Genomic DNA, 18,629 nt, shown 5'->3' with positions numbered 1-18,629 from the left:
CCACTGGCCGAGGAGCAAATGTGCAGCCACTTTCTGTAGCCCTCCCGCAAGCGTCGACAGGTCCGAGGAATAACGGGCCGAGTGTCGGCACCACCCTCGGCGCCCTCATGCATTCCACGGACAAGTCCGTGATCGAACTTCTGGAAAGCCCGGACGGACTCGATGTCGAAATCCGTTCGATCGCCCTCGTCGAGTCCTCCGATATCGACGGCACCGACAGCCGTGGTGCGATCTCCGACATTTACCTTCCCGTGGGAGTTCCCGAATCGACGTTGACGCAGTGGTTGCGAAAGTTCGAAGGCAGGCCGGCGAGGCGTCGTCCGAAGCTCTTGCTCGTCAAGAATGCGCGCGAGGCGACGACGCTTCTCACCGCCGCACGCAACATCGGAATCGCAGTGGCGGCGGTACATCCGCAGGCTAGTTCCGGACACGTCTATTCACTCGTACAACGACTTCTGACACAGAGCATGTACCGTTCGCGGGCCGTCTCAGGAGCTGTGGCCGGTGGCGATTCGGATCTGTTCGCGCTCTCGGAGACGATCGCCGAATTGACCGGCGGACTCGTGACGATCGACGACACGGCACTCCATGTCATCGCATATTCAGCTGCTCACGAAGGTGAAGACGAACTCCGTCAGCTCTCCATACTGGGCCGGGAGTGGCCGATCGAATACACCGAATGGATAGAGCGCAGAGGCGTGTTCGAGCATCTCAGGCGATCGGACGAGGTCATCAGTCTGCCCTCCGAGCCGAGCATCGGAGCCGCGCACAGGTTGGCTGTGAGCATCACCCGCCCGGACCTGTCAGCGCCGACGGGTTCTGTTGCACACCAACACAATCTCGGCAGCATCTGGGTGCAGCGCGCCTCTGAACCTCTTTCCGACGACGCCCAAGCGGTATTGCGGGGTGCAGCGGCAGTCGCCGCACGCATTCTCATGCGAACCTTGGACGCCTCCAGCCGCGAGAATGCCCAATTGCAAAGGCTGTTCGGCGTTCGCTCCGGCGGAGTCGACATGCACTCGCTGGCCGGCTCCTTCGGCATCAACACCGACGGACCGTCTGCGGTCATCGGATTTGCGACATCACTCGCGCCCGGATCGAATCTCGATCGAATCACCAACGCCTTGCGCCTGCGCGCCAGCGCATTCCGCAGCGACGCGGTCACAACGATCATCGACAACCGGATCTACGTGCTGTTTCCTCAGGCCGAACACGAGGTCGCGATCAGCGACTGGGCTTACGACACCGTGGGAGTAGTCGAGGCCCGTGCGGGCATCAGCGTGCGCGCCGCCGTCGCGGTCCCGATCGCGCGATTGCACGGCGTACCCGAGGCGCGTCGAGAAGTGGACCGCGTGCTCGATACCACTGATGATCACGAAACCTCGAAGGTCACCACACTCGCGGCGTCACGCACCGCAGTGTTGCTGGGCGAGATACTCGACCTCGTTGCTGATCACGAGCGATTGCGAGACCCTCGTATCGACAGACTCGTCTCCTACGACGACAAGAACACCTCTGACATGCAGTTCACGCTCACGGCCTACCTGACAGCTTTCGGGGATGTGAAGAAGGCCGCCTCGTCTCTGAAAGTACATCCGAACACGCTGCGCTACCGCATTCGGCGCGCTGAACAGATCATGGGCATTTCGTTGGACGAGCCGGATACGCGACTGCTCACCGAACTGCAACTCGCCATCTTGGGACGCACCCCGGACGAGTCTGAAAGATACGAAACGTCCGATCAGTGAGATAGGCCTCGAGCCCGTCCTGAACTCTCGAGTAGACAACTGAGGAAGCCGAAGAACAACTCTTACCTCAGGAGATACCTTGCGCACTCGTGGAGCCGTCATTCGCCAAGCACCAGGCACATACGAGGTGGTCGATCTCGAACTCGATTCACCCCGCAGCGGCGAACTCACTGTCAAAATGGTCGCCTCAGGCCTGTGCCACTCGGACGATCACATCGCCAGCGGCGACCACGGAGTCGGCCGCTACCCCATCTGCGGCGGACACGAAGGCGCCGGAATCGTCGTCGAGGTCGGGCCGAACACGGAAGGATGGTCCGAGGGCGATCATGTCGTGTTCTCGTTCCTCGCCGCCTGCGGCCGTTGCCGTTGGTGTGCAAGCGGAATCCAGAACCTCTGCGACAACGGCGCCGCCATCATGACTGGCAGCAGACCCGGCGAAACCTCGAGTTACAGAATGTCTCTCGACGGTCAGCCCGTCGCACAAACCTGCGGCCTGTCCACCTTCAGTGAATACACCACGGTCAGCACTCTCTCGGCTGTGAAAGTCGACAAGCACCTGCCACTCGACGCTTTGTGTCTGCTCGGCTGCGGCGTCGGAACCGGTTGGGGCGCCGCGGTCAACTCCGCTCAGGTGTATCCCGGGCAGACTGTCATCGTCATGGGCGTCGGCGGAATCGGAATCAACGCGGTGCAGGGCGCCTCGCATGCCGGCGCCGCCCACGTGATCGCGGTGGATCCGGTTGCGTTCAAGCGCGACAGTGCATTGAAGTTGGGCGCCACCCATGCCGTGGCCACCATGGAGGAAGCCACCGACATAGCGCGCTCGTTCACCAACGGCCAGGGCGCGGATTCGGCCATCGTCACCGTCGGTGTCACCACCGGAGAACATGTCGCGCAGGCATTCTCGTCGATCCGCAAGGCAGGAACCTGCGTGGTCACCGGCCTCGGGAAGATGACGGACGTCGGAATTCCCGTGAGCCTGATGGAACTCACGCTGTACCAGAAGAGAATTCAGGGATCCCTGTTCGGTGCATCCAATCCCACCGCCGACATTCCCTGGATGATCGATCTCTACACCAGCGGCAAGCTCGAACTCGACGGACTGATCACCAACCGATACACCCTCGACCAGATCAACGACGGTTTCGCCGACATGCATGCCGGTCGCAACCTCCGTGGAATCATCGCCTTCTGAGGGAGTTCTCTCCGGACTTTCGATCGAGAGCAAGTCCGGAGAGATCCTCACTACAGCTTCACCAGGCGTTCATGGTGTCGAGGATTTGTCCTCTGGCCATCCACAATTCAGCAGACCAATACGGCCACGAGTGAATTCCGGCGGGCGGAAAGCTGTACGTCGCTGGGATTCCCAAGGATTTCAGGCGAATTTCGAATGCACGTGCGTGCACCCACGAGAGCGCCTCGAGCCCCATACCCGTCGCCGTGTGGAAGTAATCGATCGGCGCAGAGGGATGATCGTACGGTCCCGGGATGCCGTTGGACGACGAAATGTACATCGACAGTCCGCGAAGCGATTCCGCGTTGACGAACGGGTCGTTGCGAAGCCATCCGGATGACCACGGCGGGCCCCACATCGAATCGACGTTGTACCGGCCGGCGTCGAACATGGCTACGCGGATCGCTTCACGCATACCCGGACCCGAGATATTGATGTAGCCGGACAGCGAGCCGGCGAACTTGAACTGATCCCGATGATGCCCCGCCAGGTTCAACGCGGCACTGCCGCCCATCGACAACCCGATGATCGCATTGTTGGTTGGTGAAACGCCATACCCTGCAAGGAAGTCCGGAAGCTCGCGGGTGAGGAACGTTTCCCACCTGTACGTTATCGGCTGAGCGTTGAAATTGGACGGCGCGTACCAATCCGTGTAGAAACTCGACTCACCGCCGACCGGCATCACCAACGTGATGTTGTCATTGCGGTACTGATCGAGTGCGTTCGTTTCGAAACTCCAAGCATTTCTGTCGTTTTGCGCGCGAAGACCGTCGAGCAGGTACAACGCGGCGTTGCCACCGCGCGCGGCCCACTGCACCTGAACCTTGATGTTTCCCATCGAAGACGGGACCCACAACTCGTCGTACCCACCCCATGGCGCCGAGCGCGCCGGAGTAGCACTCGCAGCGGTCGGACCCAACATACCGCCGAGCAGGAATATCGACAACAACGCCGCTACGAGCACCCGCACCCGCCGTGTATTGCGTTCGGGCAACGTGAATCTGATTCTCTGCAAGGTTGTGTCTTTCCCCGAAACTGCGCATCAAGAGACTCGCTTCGGTAAGTGCATCGTCGGTTCCACTGTCGACGTGTTTGTCCCTTTCCGGGGGCTCCGGTGTTACAAAGTCGAGGTCATCGCAACAATCGGACAACTGTCGTGCCGAGCGAATCCAGGTGGCGAAAAGCACAATTCACGAAGCACGCTGAATGCGCTCACTCAGCCGAGTGACGAAGCGATCGCATCACGACCTGCGGCAGCACACGCTTGGTCCTGCATTCCGTCTGGAGCGCCACCGACACCGATACCGGCGATCGACCCGGCTCCAGCCTTCAATGTGACTCCACCTGCAAGGAAGAGAGTGCCGGGAAGGTCGGCGATGGTTGATCCTTCGCCTTTGGTACGCTGCGAGAGGTCACTGGTGTCGGCTCCGAAAGCTGCAGAGGTGTATGCCTTCTCGCGTGAGGCTTCCACCGTGTGCTGGGCTGCGTTGTCGCCGCGCACCATGGCGATGACATTTCCCGCACGGTCTACGACGGAGACGGTGACGAAGCCGAGACCGTCGGCGCGGCATTTCGCCAGGGCCGCACCAGCAGCCTTCACTGCTGCGTCGGCACTGAGTCGATTCTGAGTGACAATCGCCGAATCGCCGGTCGCAGCAGGCTGCTGCGTAGCAGAAATCGACGTCGTGCTCGATGCGTTCGCCACCGGTGTTTCGGTGGTCGAGCACGCGGCGCTGGCAAGGATTGCGACAACCGGAACGGCGACAGCGAGCGTACGGGGAAGTCGTGTGTAAATGCGGTGGTTCATATCGGGCACACTTTCAGTCGAATGATTCGAAACCGTCCACTACAGCGTCGCGTCCGGGTGCGGGTGCGCACATCGGGCGCTCGGGTGACGAACCGTGCCCCCTACAGCTACCCGGATATCATCCGAATGGTTGATACGACGGCCTGGCGCCCTCCGTAACATTCGAGGGATGAGTAACGGAGCCATGAACGCCGACGCCGAACGCGGCCTACGCGGCCCGTTGGCGTATGCGATCCACGCGTCGTTCTTCGTACTGCTGTCTACATCGGGAGTTCGGTACGTCACAGTCCACGGGACCAGCGGTCGGTTCGGGGTGGTACTCGTCCTGGCCGTGGTCCTCGCCCTGCTCTACGCCGTCATGGCCACGGTGTCCTCGCGAGATGTGGTTCGCCAACGGCTGTGGATGTGGCCGGTACTGAGCGCATGGGCAGCGCTGGTCTGGCTTGCCCCGAGTTTCGCGTGGTGTGCGTTTCCCGTTCTCTTCCTTTGCATTCGTCTGTATCCGAGCAAGATCGCCTACCCCCTCGTCGGGATCCTGGGCGTCCTCGCCGGTATCGCGTTCTACCGGGTCACCGGTCGTGCCGAATTGGTGACACTTCTCGGGCCGCTGTGCACCGCGGCACTGGTCGCGGCCGCGTACGGGCAGATGGAACGAGATGCCCGAGAACGCCTTCGGCTTCTGCGTCAGGTAGCAGAAGCGCAATCTGCATTGGCAGATACCGAACGCGCTGCCGGCGTTGCCGCTGAGCGAGAGCGCCTCGCGCGCGAAATCCACGACACCGTTACCCAGGGACTGGCGAGCGCCCTTCTACGGCTCGAGGCAGCCGAACAAACGTGGAATACAACGGGTTCGCCGTCTCGAGCCGATGTCGATGCCGCAGCAGAGAACATCCGAACCAGCTTGATGCAGAGTCGCGACCTCGTCCACGATCTGGCGCCGACCAAGGGCGGTACGGGCGACTTCGACGCCTTGGTCGTGGCCGCCGCCCGCCAGTTCGTCCCGGCCGTTCGGATCCGCACCGTCGGTGAAGCCGTCATCTTGCCCTCGGACGTAGCTCATGCCGTCGTGCGAGTGGTCTCGAGCGCGTCCTCCAACATCGCCCGCCACGCTCGCGCCAAAACGGTGGGCGTGACGATCACGTATCTCGACCACTCCGTCTCCGTAGACATCTTCGACGACGGCGTCGGCTTCGATCCGGGAAAGCTCGCCGACCATTCTCGGTACGGTGGATACGGCCTGCGTGCGATGCGAAGCCGCGTCGCACAGCTCGGCGGATCGTTCACCGTGGAAAGTGCACCGGGAGACGGCACCGTCGTCGCGGCCCAGTTCCCTCTCGAACGGAGGATCCGGTGACCACCACCATTCGCGTGTTCCTCGTCGACGATCATCTGGTCGTGAGAGCCGGGCTGAGAGCGCTGCTGAACACTCAGCCGGACGTCGAAGTAGTAGGCGAAGCATCGTCCGGCGAGGAGGCGGCCACGGCGATACCGTCGGCCTCACCGGATCTGGTGATGATGGATCTGGACATGGGCACCGGCATGCACGGTGCAGAAGCGATCAAACGCCTGCGAAGCGACGGTGTCGATGTTCCCGTACTGGTTTTCACGACGTATGACACCGACGCCGACGTCGTGCGGGCCGTGGACGCCGGTGCCATCGGTTACCTACTCAAGGACTCGACTCCTGACGAGATCTTCGGCGCGGTGCGCGGCGCGGTCGCCGGGCGCAGCGTCCTCTCCCCCGCCGTGGCCTCTCGTCTCGTCCAGCAGATGCAGCGCCCGCAGGAAGCGCTCACCGCCCGTGAGTCCGAACTGCTCAGCCTGCTCGCCGAGGGGATGACCAACCGCGAGCTGGGTAAAGCACTCTTCATCAGCGAAGCGACGGTGAAAACACACCTCGGGCACATCTACGCCAAACTCGGTGTCGATACCCGCTCTGCCGCAGTGTCCGTCGCACTCCGTCGCGACGGAATACGCTGACCTCGGTGGCGGCCGAACAGCTCAGCCGCCCATCGCCTTACGCACTCCGTCGATCAGTTCGAGGAATTCAGCCTTGGGAGCAAAGTCGACATACTCCGAGTCGTCGATCGCTCCGGGAACGTGACCGGGTGCCCAGTAGAACACGTCGCCGGCATCGTAGGTTTGCCGACCTGCTTCGGAATCTGTGTAGATCCTTCCTTTCAAGACGTATCCGTAGTGCGGACATTGACAGCGCCCGCCTTCCAATTGTGCGAACGGTTCGGCGAAGTCTGCACCAGCAGGAATTTTGACGAAGTTGACGATCATGTCGCCTTCTTCTCGCATCCGCAATTCGAATTCGCCGTCCTGCAACACGATGGGAAGATCGTGAGCCGAGATGGTGTGCATAGGAGTACCTTTCGACTTCAGAAGGGGAAGGTCTGCGCCGCTGGCCGGCTGGTTCGCCACTGCCAGGTGGTGAATTCGTCCCAACTGCTTTGAGTTCCGAATCTCGCGCCGTTTCCGGAGGCACCCGTGCCACCGAATGGTGCATAGGCATCGTTGTTCAAAGTCTGATCGTTGATGTGCACGATGCCGGTACGCAGTCGGTCCGCGATCCGCTCGCCGCGTTCAACCGATCGTGTTTGAATGGCAGCAACCAGACCGTATTCGCTGTCATTGGCCGTCCTGACTGCCTCGTCTTCGTCCTTGACGATCACGACGGGCGCCACGGGCCCGAAGATTTCTTCACGGAACGCGGGCATGTCCGAGGTGACTTCGGCCAGGACGGTCGGCTGATAGAAGAGCCCTTCGTATGTTCCACCGGCGCGGATTTCGGCGCCGGCCGCCTTGGTGCCCTGGACGATTCGATCGACGTTCGCAATCTGCCGCGCGTTGATGAGCGGTCCGAGAGCGACGTCGCCTGTATTGGGATCCCCGACCGGCAGGACCGCTGCGCGCTTGGCCAGCAGGTCCAGGTACTGATCGGCGACCGATTCCAACACGATGTGGCGGCCTGCGGTCATGCAGACCTGCCCCTGATGCAGGAACGAACCCCACGCACCCGCCGAGCTCGCGGCATCCAGGTCTGCGTCGTCGAGGACGATCAGCGCATTGTTCCCACCCAGTTCCAGCGAGACACGCTTGAGCGTGCGACCGGCAGTTGCCCCGACCTGACGGCCGACGGCGGTCGAACCCGTGAAGGACACCATCGCGATGCTCGGGCTCTCGCACAATGCCTGACCAGGTGCCGCGTCACCGGCGAGCACATGCAGGAGGCCTTCGGGAAGACCCGCGGACGTGAACAATTCCGCGATGACCGCACCCCCGCTGATCGCGGTTTGAACATCCGGCTTGAGAACGACGCCATTTCCGAGCGCCAAGGCGGGGGCGACAGCGCGCATGGCGAGGAGAAGCGGGAAATTCCACGGGCTGATCACGCCGACCACACCCAGGGGCACCCGGCGACCGATGCTCGTGCGCCCCTCCTGGCTGGCGGGCAGAAGGTGCCCGAACGGCTGTGTCGGCAGTGCCGAGGCTTCCCACAGTTCAGAGATGACAAGATCAACTTCGAATGCGGCTTTCCCTGGTACGGAACCACCTTCACGGATCAACCAGCGCTCCACCTCGGCTCGCTCGGCTTCCAAAATCTGCGCTGCCTTACGGATCACCGAAGCGCGAGCCTGCCCGATCGTCGCCGCCCACGCCGGCTGCGCGGCCGACGCGATGTGTGCCGCTCGATCGATATCCGCAGCAGTCGCCGTGCCGATCACACCGAGCACCTCGCCGGTAGCCGGTTCGAGCGACTCGACGGTGTCACCGCCTCCGTCGATCCATTGGCCGTCGAAAATCTTTCCGTGCCATTGCTGATGAGCGAGCAGATTCGTCATGCGTTCCTCGATTCGTAGCTTTCGCTGCGGTCCTCGCTGTTCGTGGACCTGAGCTCTTCGCGAGCCTGAAAAAGCGATCTGAAACACACTCTGCCCCGGTATTCGGGCTCCCAGTTGTCGTGATCGGACACGTTTGTTGTTCGGATGCGACAGATCAGTGACGTTCGCGGGCGTTCGGATCAGGCGAGTTACGTACTTCCGACGGCGCCGCACCGAATTCCGCTTTGAACGCACGCGAAAACGCTGGTGCGTCATGGAAACACCATCGTGCGGCCAGGATGGAGATCGAATGACCCCGCAGTGAGACGTCGGTGAGATCGCGGCGTACGCGGATCAACCGTTCGCGGCGAATGAGCGCACTGAGGGTCAGATCCCCGTCACCGAAGTGACGCTGAACGGTTCGCGGCGACAGGTGCAACGCACCGGCGATCGACGCGACCGAGAGGTCTGGTGAGTCGAGATTCCGAAGCGCATATCGCAAGATCTCCTCTCGCGTCGAACGTCCGGGTGTCGCGGGCGCAGATCCTTGCATCAGAACTGCCGAAGCGAGATTGACTCCAGCATCTCCGAGAAGCCCGGCTGCGCTGCCGTCGACCTGGGATGCAACAGCGCCCGAGATGAAATTTTCCAGCAATGCACCGGACCCACGCCGACCGTTGTGGGTGCGCTCGAGCGCGCAATTCAGTTCTCGCTCGGTCAGACTCACCGCACTGCGCGGTAGGGTCATGACGGTGCACGACCAGTGACCGTCGAAACGCAGCGCGTACGAATGCTCGACGTCGTAGAGAATCATCGCGCCGGGCGGGGCCGTCAACTCGCGGTCCGATTGGCGCAGTATCGCGCTCCCGGTTCGGACCGTGCAGATCTTGAGCAGATCACTACCGTGTCGCTTTGCTGCGCGTGCGCTCCGCCGCAGTATCTGCGGTGAACCGGAGATGTCGAAAGCGCCTACGTCCCCGAGACTTACGCCGCTGACCGTACCGACAGGCGCGGCATCGACGGAACTCTCGGGGCACAGGCCACCGAAGGTCTCCGACATCTCGCAGTGCCACTGCTGCACAGATTCCGGCAGGCTCGGAGGCGTGGCAGACACGGCAGACATGGCGGGCTACTTGATCGAAGATCCGTGCTGCGTCAACGGCATGACCTCGATGGTCATGTACGGGAACAGGGGCAGGTTCCAGAGAATCTCATGGAGTTCGTCAGCCGACTCGACATCGAAGATGCTGATGTTGCTGAACTGTCCCACAATTCGCCACAGATGCACCCACTTTCCCTGTCGCTGAAGGTCTTGCGAGTACGCCTTCTCCGTTGCGACGGTATCGGCGCGTACTTCCGGATCCAGGTCGCGCGGAATATCGACGTCCATCCGAACGTGAAAGAGTGCCATGTTCTTCTATCCTCTAGTTCCTGGTCCAGGTCTTGACGGCGTCCATGTTCAGTTCGACTCCCAGGCCAGGTCCGGCGGGGAGGTGCAACTGGCCCTCGGAATACTTCAGGGGTTCCTGAAGCAACTCTTCACTGAAGAGCAGTGGGCCGAAAAGCTCTGTTCCGAAGTTGATTCCGGGCTCGGCGCACGCGAAGTGCAACGAAGCGGCGGTGCCGATCGGGCCTTCGATGGACGTCGCACCGTGGCACGCGATACCGGCGGCCTTGGCAATCGCGACGATGTCGCGGCTGCGCTGGAGGCCACCACATTTGGTGGTCTTGAGGGCGATGACATCGGCGGCGCTCCGGCGGGCGATTTCCAGAGCGTCGTGTGGGGTCTGCACACTCTCGTCGGCCATGATCGGAATCGGTAGAAGCCTACTGAGTTCGGCGAGGACCTCGATTTGGTCTGCCGGAGTGGGTTGTTCGATCAGTTCGACTCCACCCTCGGCGAGTTGTGGCAAGTACCGCAGGGCAGTGAAGCGATCCCACCGTGCGTTGACGTCGACACGGACTCCGGCGTGGCCGTCCAGCGCCTGCGCGATGTTGACGATGCGCGCGACGTCGACTGCTGGATCGAGTGCTCCCATTTTCAGTTTGAAGCTGAAATTGAGCCGGGATTCGAGCTTTTCGTGAGCTTCTTCGATGATCTCGTCCGCCGGCGCAGCACCCAGTGCCCACGTGACGTCGACACTCTCGCGGAAAGCCCCGCCGAGGAGCGTGTGCACGGGGACTCCCAGGCTACGCGCCCAGGCGTCGTGCAACGCCACGTCGACGGCGGCCTTCGCGAATCGTGCATTGGCAACAACTTTTTCGATGTCGGCCATGATCGCGGTGATGTGATCCACGCGCCTGCCGACCACCACGGGAGCGATGTACTTCTCGATGATGACCTGCATCGTCTCCACCGATTCGCCACCCCACCACGGCCCGCCCGGAACGACTCCTTCGCCGTATCCGATCACCCCGTCGGAGGTGCGAATCGCGACCAGCAACAACGGCTGCGCCGTCATCGACGTGGTGGCGAACTTGTGGGGGCGAACCAGCGGAACGTCGAGGATGGTCGTCTCGATGGAGACGATCGACAGGTCTGTCATCAAATCACTTTCTTCAGAGCAGTTGTGGATCAGGCCGGATCGAGCACGAAGTCGTATGTGACCCGGTTGGTTCCGTCGGCACCTGGCTTCGGATCGAGAATCAGTTCGGGCTTCGTCGCCGTTGCCACGTCGTTCTCGATCCACTCTCCATCCTTGAAATAGAGCTGGGTGGTGATGGTGCGCTTACCGGGAGCCTTCACCATGAGGTGCAGGTGAGCCGGACGCCACGGGTGCCAGCCGGCCTTCTCGATGAACCAGCCGGTGGGGCCGTCGGTCGGGATCTGGTACGGCGCAGGCTGAATCGTGGTGATCTCGAAGCGTCCCTCGTCGTCGGCGACGATCGTTCCGCGGAGGTTGCCGTCGGGGATGTGCGGCGCGAAATGGGAGTAGTAGCCTTCGTCGTCCGCGTGCCAGAGTTCGACGGTTGCACCGCCCAACCCCTTGCCGTCGAGATCGCGAACCTGGCCCTCGAAGACCAGCTTCGATCCAACCTCGTTGTCACGCATCGGAAGTTCACACTTGGCAGGCAACGTCTTGGCATCGGCAACGTAGTACGGGCCCTCGATGCTTCCCTTGGTGCCGTGCTGACCGCGGTACGCGACCTCCTCGACGTTGTGCTCGAGGAAGACGTCCAGCCACAGGGGCCACTCGCCGAACTGGCCGATGTCGATGAGCCACTGCTTGAGGACGCGGTACTCGGGGTAGGTGATGCCGTGCTTGTCGATGACGCCTGCGAGTGCCTCGAGCACGTCCTTGGCGATGGCCGAGACGCGTTCGGGCGGGGTGTCCGCGCTGACTCGTTCCTGGAGGAACTTGTCGGTGGCGGCAGTGCCCGAACCTACTGCGGTGGGGCTCTCGGAAGTGGTCATGTGGTCCTCCTCGGGGCCGTATGTGGCTGTTACCGGGTGGGTGCCGTACTGCTGGGCTGCGTCGGCTCCCCAAGTTTGGGTTGTACGCTCTGCGTACATCTGTTACGCTGTGCGTACGCTTGTACTGTGCGCCCAGTCACAAGGTTTGTCAACCTTCGAAGGCGCCGATCGGGCATACCCGCAGATGAAAGGCCATTCCGTGAGCGAGAACGATCGCGATTACATCCAGAGCATCGAGCGTGGATTTGCTGTGCTGACGGCCTTCGACGAGAAGAACCCCAACCCGTCGCTCGCCGATCTTGCCGCCGAAACGGGTCTCTCCCGCCCCGCGGTCCGGCGCATCCTCCTCACGCTGCAGAAGCTCGGATACGTCACCGGCAACAACAGTCGGTGGTCGCTCACCCCACGCGTTCTGAGCATCGGGCAGCACTTCTCGGCATCACATGCCTTGACGGAGGCGGCGCTCCCTCGTCTGTTGGAGATCGCAGAACACACCCACGAGTCGGCGTCGCTCGGGGTGCTCGACGGTGTCGACGTGGTCTACGCCGCGCGTGTACCCGTCCGGCGGATCATGAGCATCAACGTCAGCGTCGGCACCCGAGTGCCTGCATATGCCACCTCCATGGGTCGAGCCCTGCTAGCTTGGGCGCCAACCGAAATCGTCGACAACGTCATCGCGAACTCCACGTTCGACGCCCTCACACCCACCACGATCACCGACGAAGGCGCATTCCATACCGCCCTCCGGGTGGTGCGCGAGCAGGGATACGCGCTCACATCGGAGGAACTGGAAGACGGCCTGATTTCCCTCGCTGCTCCCGTCCGCGACGCCGGTGGAAGCGTCGTCGGAGTGACAGCGTGTTCGACCTCGGCCGGACGAACATCCCCGGAAGCTTTCCGCGCCGACGTCGCGCCTTTCCTCGTCGAAAAGGCGAACCAACTCAGCGCGGACATGGGGTACCGAAGCTAGCGCCTCAACACCTCGGAAGGCAGCAATCCGTACTTACGCCGAAAGGACGACGCGAACCGTCCGGTGTGCGTGAAACCCCATCTCACAGCGACATCGGTGACCGTCGTCGAGTCGTCGGCATCCACCAGATCTGCATGGACCCGCTCGAGACGGATGTCGAGCAGGCATTCCGACGGACTCCGGCCCACGTACTGCCGAAATCCCTCCTGCAATCTCCGTACGCTGACGCCCGCCACCTCCGCCATCTCGGCTGCGGTCCACACGCGGGCCGGGTCGTCGTGCATCTCGTCGAGCACCCGCTTGACGATGCGTGGCCTGGCGTGTCGCACCGCGTCCTCGCTTTCGGGCATTGCGGCAAGGACGAATGCCGTGACCACGGCGCCGGAGAGCTGACCTGCCACCAGTTCGTTGTGCAGCACGCCGACCGGGCCGAGTATCTGATCCGACAGTGAGCGAACAAATTTCAGCCATCTGGCTCCGTCGTCGCCCCGAAGATCCACCTGATCAGGCAAGTGCATTCCGGGTCGACCGAGAACCTTTTCCATCTCACGGTCGAGGTACTGACGGTCCATCCGGACTCCGACGATCTCGCAGTCCGCACTCCACCGCGTAATTCTTGTCGTGATGTCGGGTGGACATACCGTCGCAACACCCTGCGTCGAGAGCACGTGCGAGCCCGCGAACACCGACTCGAGCTCGCCCGAGAGCGGGATGTTCACCCCATAGGCACCGGGATGATCGGATTCGACGGCGACGTCAGCTCCCCACCGAATATGAGCGATCCTCAGCGGTCCCAACTCGGTGGTGCACACCCCGACTCCACTGGCCGCATGCCGAGACAACGGCGTCAGCGTGTGCGGAAAATAGGCGTCCGAAACCGCATGACACGCCTCGTCCCAGTCGCGGGGAGCTGTACCGATCATGGAGTCGACCATCGTCCTTCTTCACCTTCCAAACCCGTGACCAGCCACATTGCCGAGCAAGGGCGCTGAACATCATTGAACACTGTGTCCCCGGTCACTTCCAAGAGAAAACGGGTACGGGCCGCGATCGGGTGCGCAATCCGGATAGCCACCGCGCTGTACGGATCGACCGAAGCCTGCGCCCGCCGTACGTTCGTCTTCACTCCCGGCGCGAGTCGCCCACTACTTCCCTCCCGCACTTCGCGGCACTCTCACTCAACCGCCATCCGACAAGGAGGTCCGGTCATGGAACAAAATCAGCTTCGAGGAATCTTCGGTCAATTCGCGAGCGGCGTCACCGTCATCACCTGTACCAATGCCGACGGTCAACCACACGGAGCCACGGTCACCGCATTCACGGCCATTTCCCTGGAACCACGGCTGTGCCAGATCACGATGACTCGCAAGTCCAAGGCGTGCGGCTACCTCGGCAACGCGCCGTTTGCGGTCAACATCCTTGCCTCCGACCAAGTGGACACGGCCATGCATTTTGCCGGCCGACCGCAGCGCACCGAACCGAGGTGGATCGACGGACCGACCGCTCCCCTGCTCGACGGCGCCGCAGCAACCATCTCGTGCGTCCCGTGGAGGGAGTACGACGGCGGTGACCACATCATCTTCATCGGCGAGATCGTCGACGCTCAGTCGAGTGGCAAGGATCCGCTTCTGTTCTACCGAAGCACTTTTCACGATCTAGGCGCTACCTCGTCGACCACAGTCTGGAACGGAAGTCAGGACGACCCCCACAGCGGCTGGTTCGACGCCACCACTTCGTTCACCCCGATTCATCTTCAGCCCGCACCCCAAACGATCTGAAAGGCTTTGCCATGACGACCACCGAAATTCCTCCCACCGGCGTCGATCCCGCAGATTCCGGAGCGCCACAGGTCAATCCGGCCGCCGATTGCGAAGCCAACCGCACGAAGAACTTCGCCACCCGACCGATGACCGGTGACGAGTACATCTCGAGCCTGCAGGACGGTCGCGAGATCTGGCTTCACGGTGATCGCGTCAAGGACGTCACGACACACCCCGCGTTCCGGAATCCGATCCGCATGACCGCGAGGCTGTACGACGCTCTGCATACGGGCGAGCACGTGGACGCCTTGACCGTTCCGACGGACACGGGCAACGGCGGTGTCACCATGCCGTTCTTCCGCACTCCGACGTCGTCGGCCGATCTGCTCAAGGAACGCGATGCCATAGCGACGTGGGCTCGTATGACCTACGGCTGGATGGGCCGTTCCCCCGACTACAAGGCGAGTTTCCTGGGCACCCTCCACGCCAACAAGGAGTTGTACGCACCGTTCCAGGACAACGCCGAACGCTGGTACCGCGAATCGCAGGAGAAAGTTCTGTACTGGAACCACGCGATCATCAATCCCCCGGTGGATCGCCAACTTCCACCGGACGAGGTCGGTGACGTCTTCATGAAGGTGGAGAAGGAAACCGACGCAGGTTTGATCGTCAGCGGCGCCAAAGTGGTCGCCACCGGATCGGCGATCACGAACTACAACTTCATCGCTCACTACGGTCTGCCGATCAAGAAGAAGCAGTTCGCCCTGATCTGCACGGTACCGATGGACGCGCCGGGTGTGAAGCTGATCTGCCGCACCTCGTACACCGAACATGCTGCGGTGATGGGCAGTCCGTTCGATTATCCGCTGTCGAGTCGCATGGACGAGAACGACACCATCTTCGTCTTCGACAAGGTGTTGGTTCCGTGGGAAAACGTCTTCATGTACGGCGACGTCGACCGGATCAACGCATTCTTCCCTCAATCGGGCTTCCTGCCGCGCTTCACCTTTCAGGGCTGCACTCGCCTGGCCGTCAAGCTCGACTTCATCGCCGGACTGTTGATGAAGGCACTCGAAGCCACCGGCGCCGGCGGCTTCCGCGGAGTCCAGACCCGTGTCGGTGAGGTGATCGGGTGGCGAAACCTCTTCTGGTCGTTGACCGAATCGATGGCACGCGATCCCGAACAGTGGGTCGGCGATTCGGTGATCCCGAAGCTCGAGTACGGCCTCACCTATCGAATGTTCATGATCCAGGGATACCCGCGGATCAAGGAGATCATCGAACAGGACGTCGCGTCGGGCTTGATCTACCTGCCTTCGAGTTCACTCGACTTCAAGAGCCCGGACGTGCGTCCGTACCTCGACAAGTACGTTCGCGGTTCCGATGGCATCACCGCTGTCGACCGCGTGAAAGTCATGAAGGCGCTGTGGGATTCGATCGGGACCGAGTTCGGCGGCCGACACGAACTCTACGAGCGCAACTACTCCGGCAATCACGAGAACGTCAAAGCGGAACTGCTCTTCGCAGCCCAGAATCGTGGACACGCAAGTTCCATGAAGGGACTGGCCGAGCAGTGCCTGAGTGAATACGACCTCGACGGCTGGACGGTCCCTGACCTCATCGGCAACGACGACGTCTCGTTCTTCAAGAACCGGTAACCCCCTCGGCAGGTAGGGCGGACTCGCGATGTCGAGTCCGCCCTGGTCGTCGTCTTCAGCAGGCATGGCCCATCAGCAGAATTCGACGAACACTGCACCCTTGGTCAGGACTAGGCAATTGCCTAGTGTGACCCGAGACACACGATGTCAAGGTGAATTCAGTACCGGACGCAGCCCCGTCCGGAAAGCGGGTCCCACCGATTTGGTCCGACAGCCCTCGGCTCTCTCGGTAGGCGCCCACTCTTATCTGGAGGACACCCATGACGGATATGTTGGATGCTGCCCGCGGCACCGACCAGTTCGCGAACATCCGCGCCGTCCTCGACGACGCGCTCGTCGAGGACCCGGAGACCGGCCGCTACCAGGTGCGGCGCAGCGTCTTCACGGACGAGCAACTGTTCGAACTCGAGATGACGCACATCTTCGAAGGCAATTGGATCTACCTCGCGCACGAGAGCCAGATCCCGAACGTCGGCGACTACTTCACCACCTACATGGGCCGTCAGCCCATTGTGATCACCCGCAACAAGGACGGCGAATTGGGTGCGCTGATCAACGCATGCAGCCACCGCGGTGCGATGCTCTGTCGCCGTAAGACCGACAACCGAACCACCTTCACCTGCCCGTTCCACGGCTGGACCTTCAACAACAGCGGAAAACTCCTCAAGGCCAAGGACGCTCGCACCGGTGGCTATCCGGAGCAGTTCAACAAAGACGGCTCACACGACCTGACCAGGGTGGCGCGGTTCGAGAACTATCGCGGCTTCCTCTTCGGCAGCCTCAACCCCGACGTGCTGCCACTCGAAGAGCACCTCGGTGACACCACGAAGGTCATCGACATGATCGTCGATCAGTCACCTGACGGACTCGAAGTTCTGCGCGGTGCATCCACCTACACCTACGACGGCAACTGGAAGTTGCAGACCGAGAACGGTGCCGACGGCTACCACGTGTCTTCGACGCACTGGAACTACGCCGCTACCACCGCTCGCCGCACCGCCGGTGAATCGTCCAACGAGACCAAAGCCATGGACGCCGGCACCTGGGGGAAGCAGGGCGGTGGATACTTCTCCTACGACTACGGCCACCTCCTGCTCTGGATGTGGTGGGGCAATCCCGAGGACCGACCCCTGTTCGAACGCAAAGCAGAACTGGAGGCTCAGTTCGGTTCCAAGAAGGCCGAATTCATGGTCGGTGCGTCGAGGAACCTCTGCCTGTACCCGAACGTCTACCTCATGGATCAATTCAGCAGCCAGATCCGGCACTTCCGTCCGATCTCCGTGGACCAGACCGAAGTCACCATCTACTGCATCGCGCCCAAGGGAGAGAGCGCCGAAGCGCGCAGCAACCGCATCCGTCAGTACGAGGACTTCTTCAATGCCAGCGGTATGGCCACCCCGGACGATCTCGAAGAGTTCCGTTCCTGCCAGAAGACCTACCAGGCAGCCGGCGCCCCGTGGAACGACCTCAGCCGTGGCGTCACACACCAGATTCCCGGTCCGAACGACGTCGCGAAGGATCTCGGCATGAATCGCGTGCTCTCGAGCGGAGCCAAGACCGAGGACGAAGGCTTGTATCCCATTCAGCACGGGTACTGGCGCGACGCCATGCTTGCGGCCGTAGATGCCGAGCAAGCCGCTTCCAACCGGACCATCTGAGGACGATCACCATGACTGTCACCACCACCAATGCCGTCGCCCTCGAAACAGTGCAGCAGTTTCTCTACCGTGAGGCTCGCTATCTGGACGATCGCGAGTTTGAGAAGTGGATCGAGTGCTACCACCCCGATTCCGAGTACTGGATGCCCGCATGGGCGGACGACGGCGAGCTGACCACGGACCCGGCCGCAGAGATCTCCCTGATCTACTACCCGAATCGCGGCGGTATCGAGGACCGCGTGTTCCGAATCAGGACTGACCGTTCCAGCGCGACAAGCCTTCCCGAGCCCCGCACCGGTCACAACATCACCAACGTGGAAGTGATCGAAGAACGCGGCTTCGTCGTCGACGTCCGCTTCAATTGGTTCACGCTGTACTTCCGCTACAACACAGTCGACACCTACTTCGGCACCTCGCACTACACGATCGACTTCTCGGGCGAGCAGCCGTTGATCATGAAGAAGAAGGTAGTCCTCAAGAACGACTACATCCATCACGTGGTCGACATCTACCACTTCTGACACGACTTCCCTTCGAATCGAGCTGTTTCCC

General features: G+C 61.8%; 18 protein-coding genes. 9 read left to right on the top strand and 9 right to left on the bottom strand.

From position 1 onward, the window contains the following. The first annotated feature begins 20 nt into the window (after positions 1–20). A complete protein-coding gene (locus QRN54_RS28595; RefSeq protein WP_228232274.1) occupies positions 21–1,748 on the top strand; it encodes a PucR family transcriptional regulator in 1,728 nt (575 codons plus the stop codon). Positions 1,749–1,827: 79 nt separating this feature from the next. Beyond that, positions 1,828–2,943: an NDMA-dependent alcohol dehydrogenase gene (locus QRN54_RS28590; protein ID WP_042447159.1), complete on the top strand. Its 1,116-nt coding sequence runs from the start codon at positions 1,828–1,830 to the stop codon at positions 2,941–2,943. 58 nt (positions 2,944–3,001) lie between these two features. On the opposite strand, the gene QRN54_RS28585 is transcribed toward QRN54_RS28590, so the two are convergent. Next, the gene (locus QRN54_RS28585) at positions 3,002–3,904 is read right to left on the bottom strand and encodes an alpha/beta hydrolase (RefSeq protein ID WP_228232592.1); all 903 of its coding nucleotides are present in this window, start codon (positions 3,902–3,904) and stop codon (positions 3,002–3,004) included. A gap of 294 nt (positions 3,905–4,198) precedes the next feature. Next, complete coding sequence (locus tag QRN54_RS28580) at positions 4,199–4,789, bottom strand: GlcG/HbpS family heme-binding protein (RefSeq protein WP_058226663.1); 591 nt, start codon at positions 4,787–4,789, stop codon at positions 4,199–4,201. A gap of 184 nt (positions 4,790–4,973) precedes the next feature. Here QRN54_RS28580 and QRN54_RS28575 point away from each other — a divergent pair, with 184 nt between their 5' ends. Continuing rightward, positions 4,974–6,143, top strand: a complete 1,170-nt coding sequence (locus QRN54_RS28575) for a sensor histidine kinase (RefSeq protein WP_042447161.1) — start codon at positions 4,974–4,976, stop codon at positions 6,141–6,143. After that, positions 6,140–6,769 carry a response regulator gene (locus QRN54_RS28570; protein WP_058038293.1) on the top strand — a complete coding sequence of 210 codons (630 nt, stop codon included), beginning with the start codon at positions 6,140–6,142 and terminating at the stop codon, positions 6,767–6,769. Before QRN54_RS28575 ends, QRN54_RS28570 begins: the two co-directional genes overlap by 4 nt. 21 nt (positions 6,770–6,790) lie before the next feature. Here QRN54_RS28570 and QRN54_RS28565 read toward each other — a convergent pair whose 3' ends face one another. From QRN54_RS28565 to catA, 6 genes are all read right to left on the bottom strand, one after another. Then, on the bottom strand, positions 6,791–7,156 hold the full coding sequence (locus QRN54_RS28565) for a cupin domain-containing protein (protein ID WP_003939951.1): 366 nt from the start codon (positions 7,154–7,156) through the stop codon (positions 6,791–6,793). A gap of 17 nt (positions 7,157–7,173) precedes the next feature. Continuing rightward, positions 7,174–8,637 carry a benzaldehyde dehydrogenase gene (locus tag QRN54_RS28560; RefSeq protein ID WP_285183583.1) on the bottom strand — a complete coding sequence of 488 codons (1,464 nt, stop codon included), beginning with the start codon at positions 8,635–8,637 and terminating at the stop codon, positions 7,174–7,176. A gap of 154 nt (positions 8,638–8,791) precedes the next feature. After that, positions 8,792–9,739 (bottom strand): helix-turn-helix domain-containing protein, encoded by a 948-nt coding sequence (locus QRN54_RS28555; protein WP_285183582.1) that lies wholly within the window; start codon positions 9,737–9,739, stop codon positions 8,792–8,794. A gap of 6 nt (positions 9,740–9,745) precedes the next feature. Then, a complete protein-coding gene (catC, locus tag QRN54_RS28550) occupies positions 9,746–10,027 on the bottom strand; it encodes a muconolactone Delta-isomerase (RefSeq protein ID WP_003940264.1) in 282 nt (93 codons plus the stop codon). A gap of 13 nt (positions 10,028–10,040) precedes the next feature. Next, positions 10,041–11,162, bottom strand: coding sequence for a muconate/chloromuconate family cycloisomerase (locus tag QRN54_RS28545; protein ID WP_003940572.1), 1,122 nt, complete (start codon positions 11,160–11,162; stop codon positions 10,041–10,043). Positions 11,163–11,191: 29 nt separating this feature from the next. Beyond that, entirely contained in the window at positions 11,192–12,031 is an 840-nt protein-coding gene (catA, locus tag QRN54_RS28540) for a catechol 1,2-dioxygenase (RefSeq protein ID WP_003940427.1), read from the bottom strand. 199 nt (positions 12,032–12,230) lie between these two features. On the opposite strand from catA, the gene QRN54_RS28535 reads away from it, so the two are divergent. Next, positions 12,231–13,001, top strand: a complete 771-nt coding sequence (locus QRN54_RS28535; RefSeq protein ID WP_003939932.1) for an IclR family transcriptional regulator — start codon at positions 12,231–12,233, stop codon at positions 12,999–13,001. Here the strand turns inward: QRN54_RS28535 and QRN54_RS28530 are convergent. Next, positions 12,998–13,936: an AraC family transcriptional regulator gene (locus QRN54_RS28530; protein WP_007729772.1), complete on the bottom strand. Its 939-nt coding sequence runs from the start codon at positions 13,934–13,936 to the stop codon at positions 12,998–13,000. The genes QRN54_RS28535 and QRN54_RS28530 overlap by 4 nt on opposite strands. Positions 13,937–14,209: 273 nt before the next feature. On the opposite strand from QRN54_RS28530, the gene QRN54_RS28525 reads away from it, so the two are divergent. The 4 genes from QRN54_RS28525 (at position 14,210) to benB (ending at position 18,598) form a co-directional block, all read left to right on the top strand. Then, entirely contained in the window at positions 14,210–14,779 is a 570-nt protein-coding gene (locus tag QRN54_RS28525; RefSeq protein ID WP_007729773.1) for a flavin reductase family protein, read from the top strand. 11 nt (positions 14,780–14,790) lie between these two features. Continuing rightward, positions 14,791–16,419: a 4-hydroxyphenylacetate 3-hydroxylase family protein gene (locus QRN54_RS28520; protein WP_003939685.1), complete on the top strand. Its 1,629-nt coding sequence runs from the start codon at positions 14,791–14,793 to the stop codon at positions 16,417–16,419. 260 nt (positions 16,420–16,679) lie between these two features. Beyond that, the gene (gene benA, locus QRN54_RS28515) at positions 16,680–18,077 is read left to right on the top strand and encodes a benzoate 1,2-dioxygenase large subunit (RefSeq protein WP_003940124.1); all 1,398 of its coding nucleotides are present in this window, start codon (positions 16,680–16,682) and stop codon (positions 18,075–18,077) included. 11 nt (positions 18,078–18,088) lie between these two features. Continuing rightward, the gene (gene benB, locus QRN54_RS28510; protein WP_003939939.1) at positions 18,089–18,598 is read left to right on the top strand and encodes a benzoate 1,2-dioxygenase small subunit; all 510 of its coding nucleotides are present in this window, start codon (positions 18,089–18,091) and stop codon (positions 18,596–18,598) included. Positions 18,599–18,629: the final 31 nt, after the last annotated feature.

The organism is Rhodococcus sp. MEB032, from assembly GCF_030208925.1.
Taxonomy (GTDB): Bacteria; Actinomycetota; Actinomycetes; order Mycobacteriales; family Mycobacteriaceae; genus Rhodococcus_F; species Rhodococcus_F qingshengii.
Note: the sequence above shows the minus strand (reverse complement) of the source record. Positions and strands in the feature narration are given on the sequence as shown.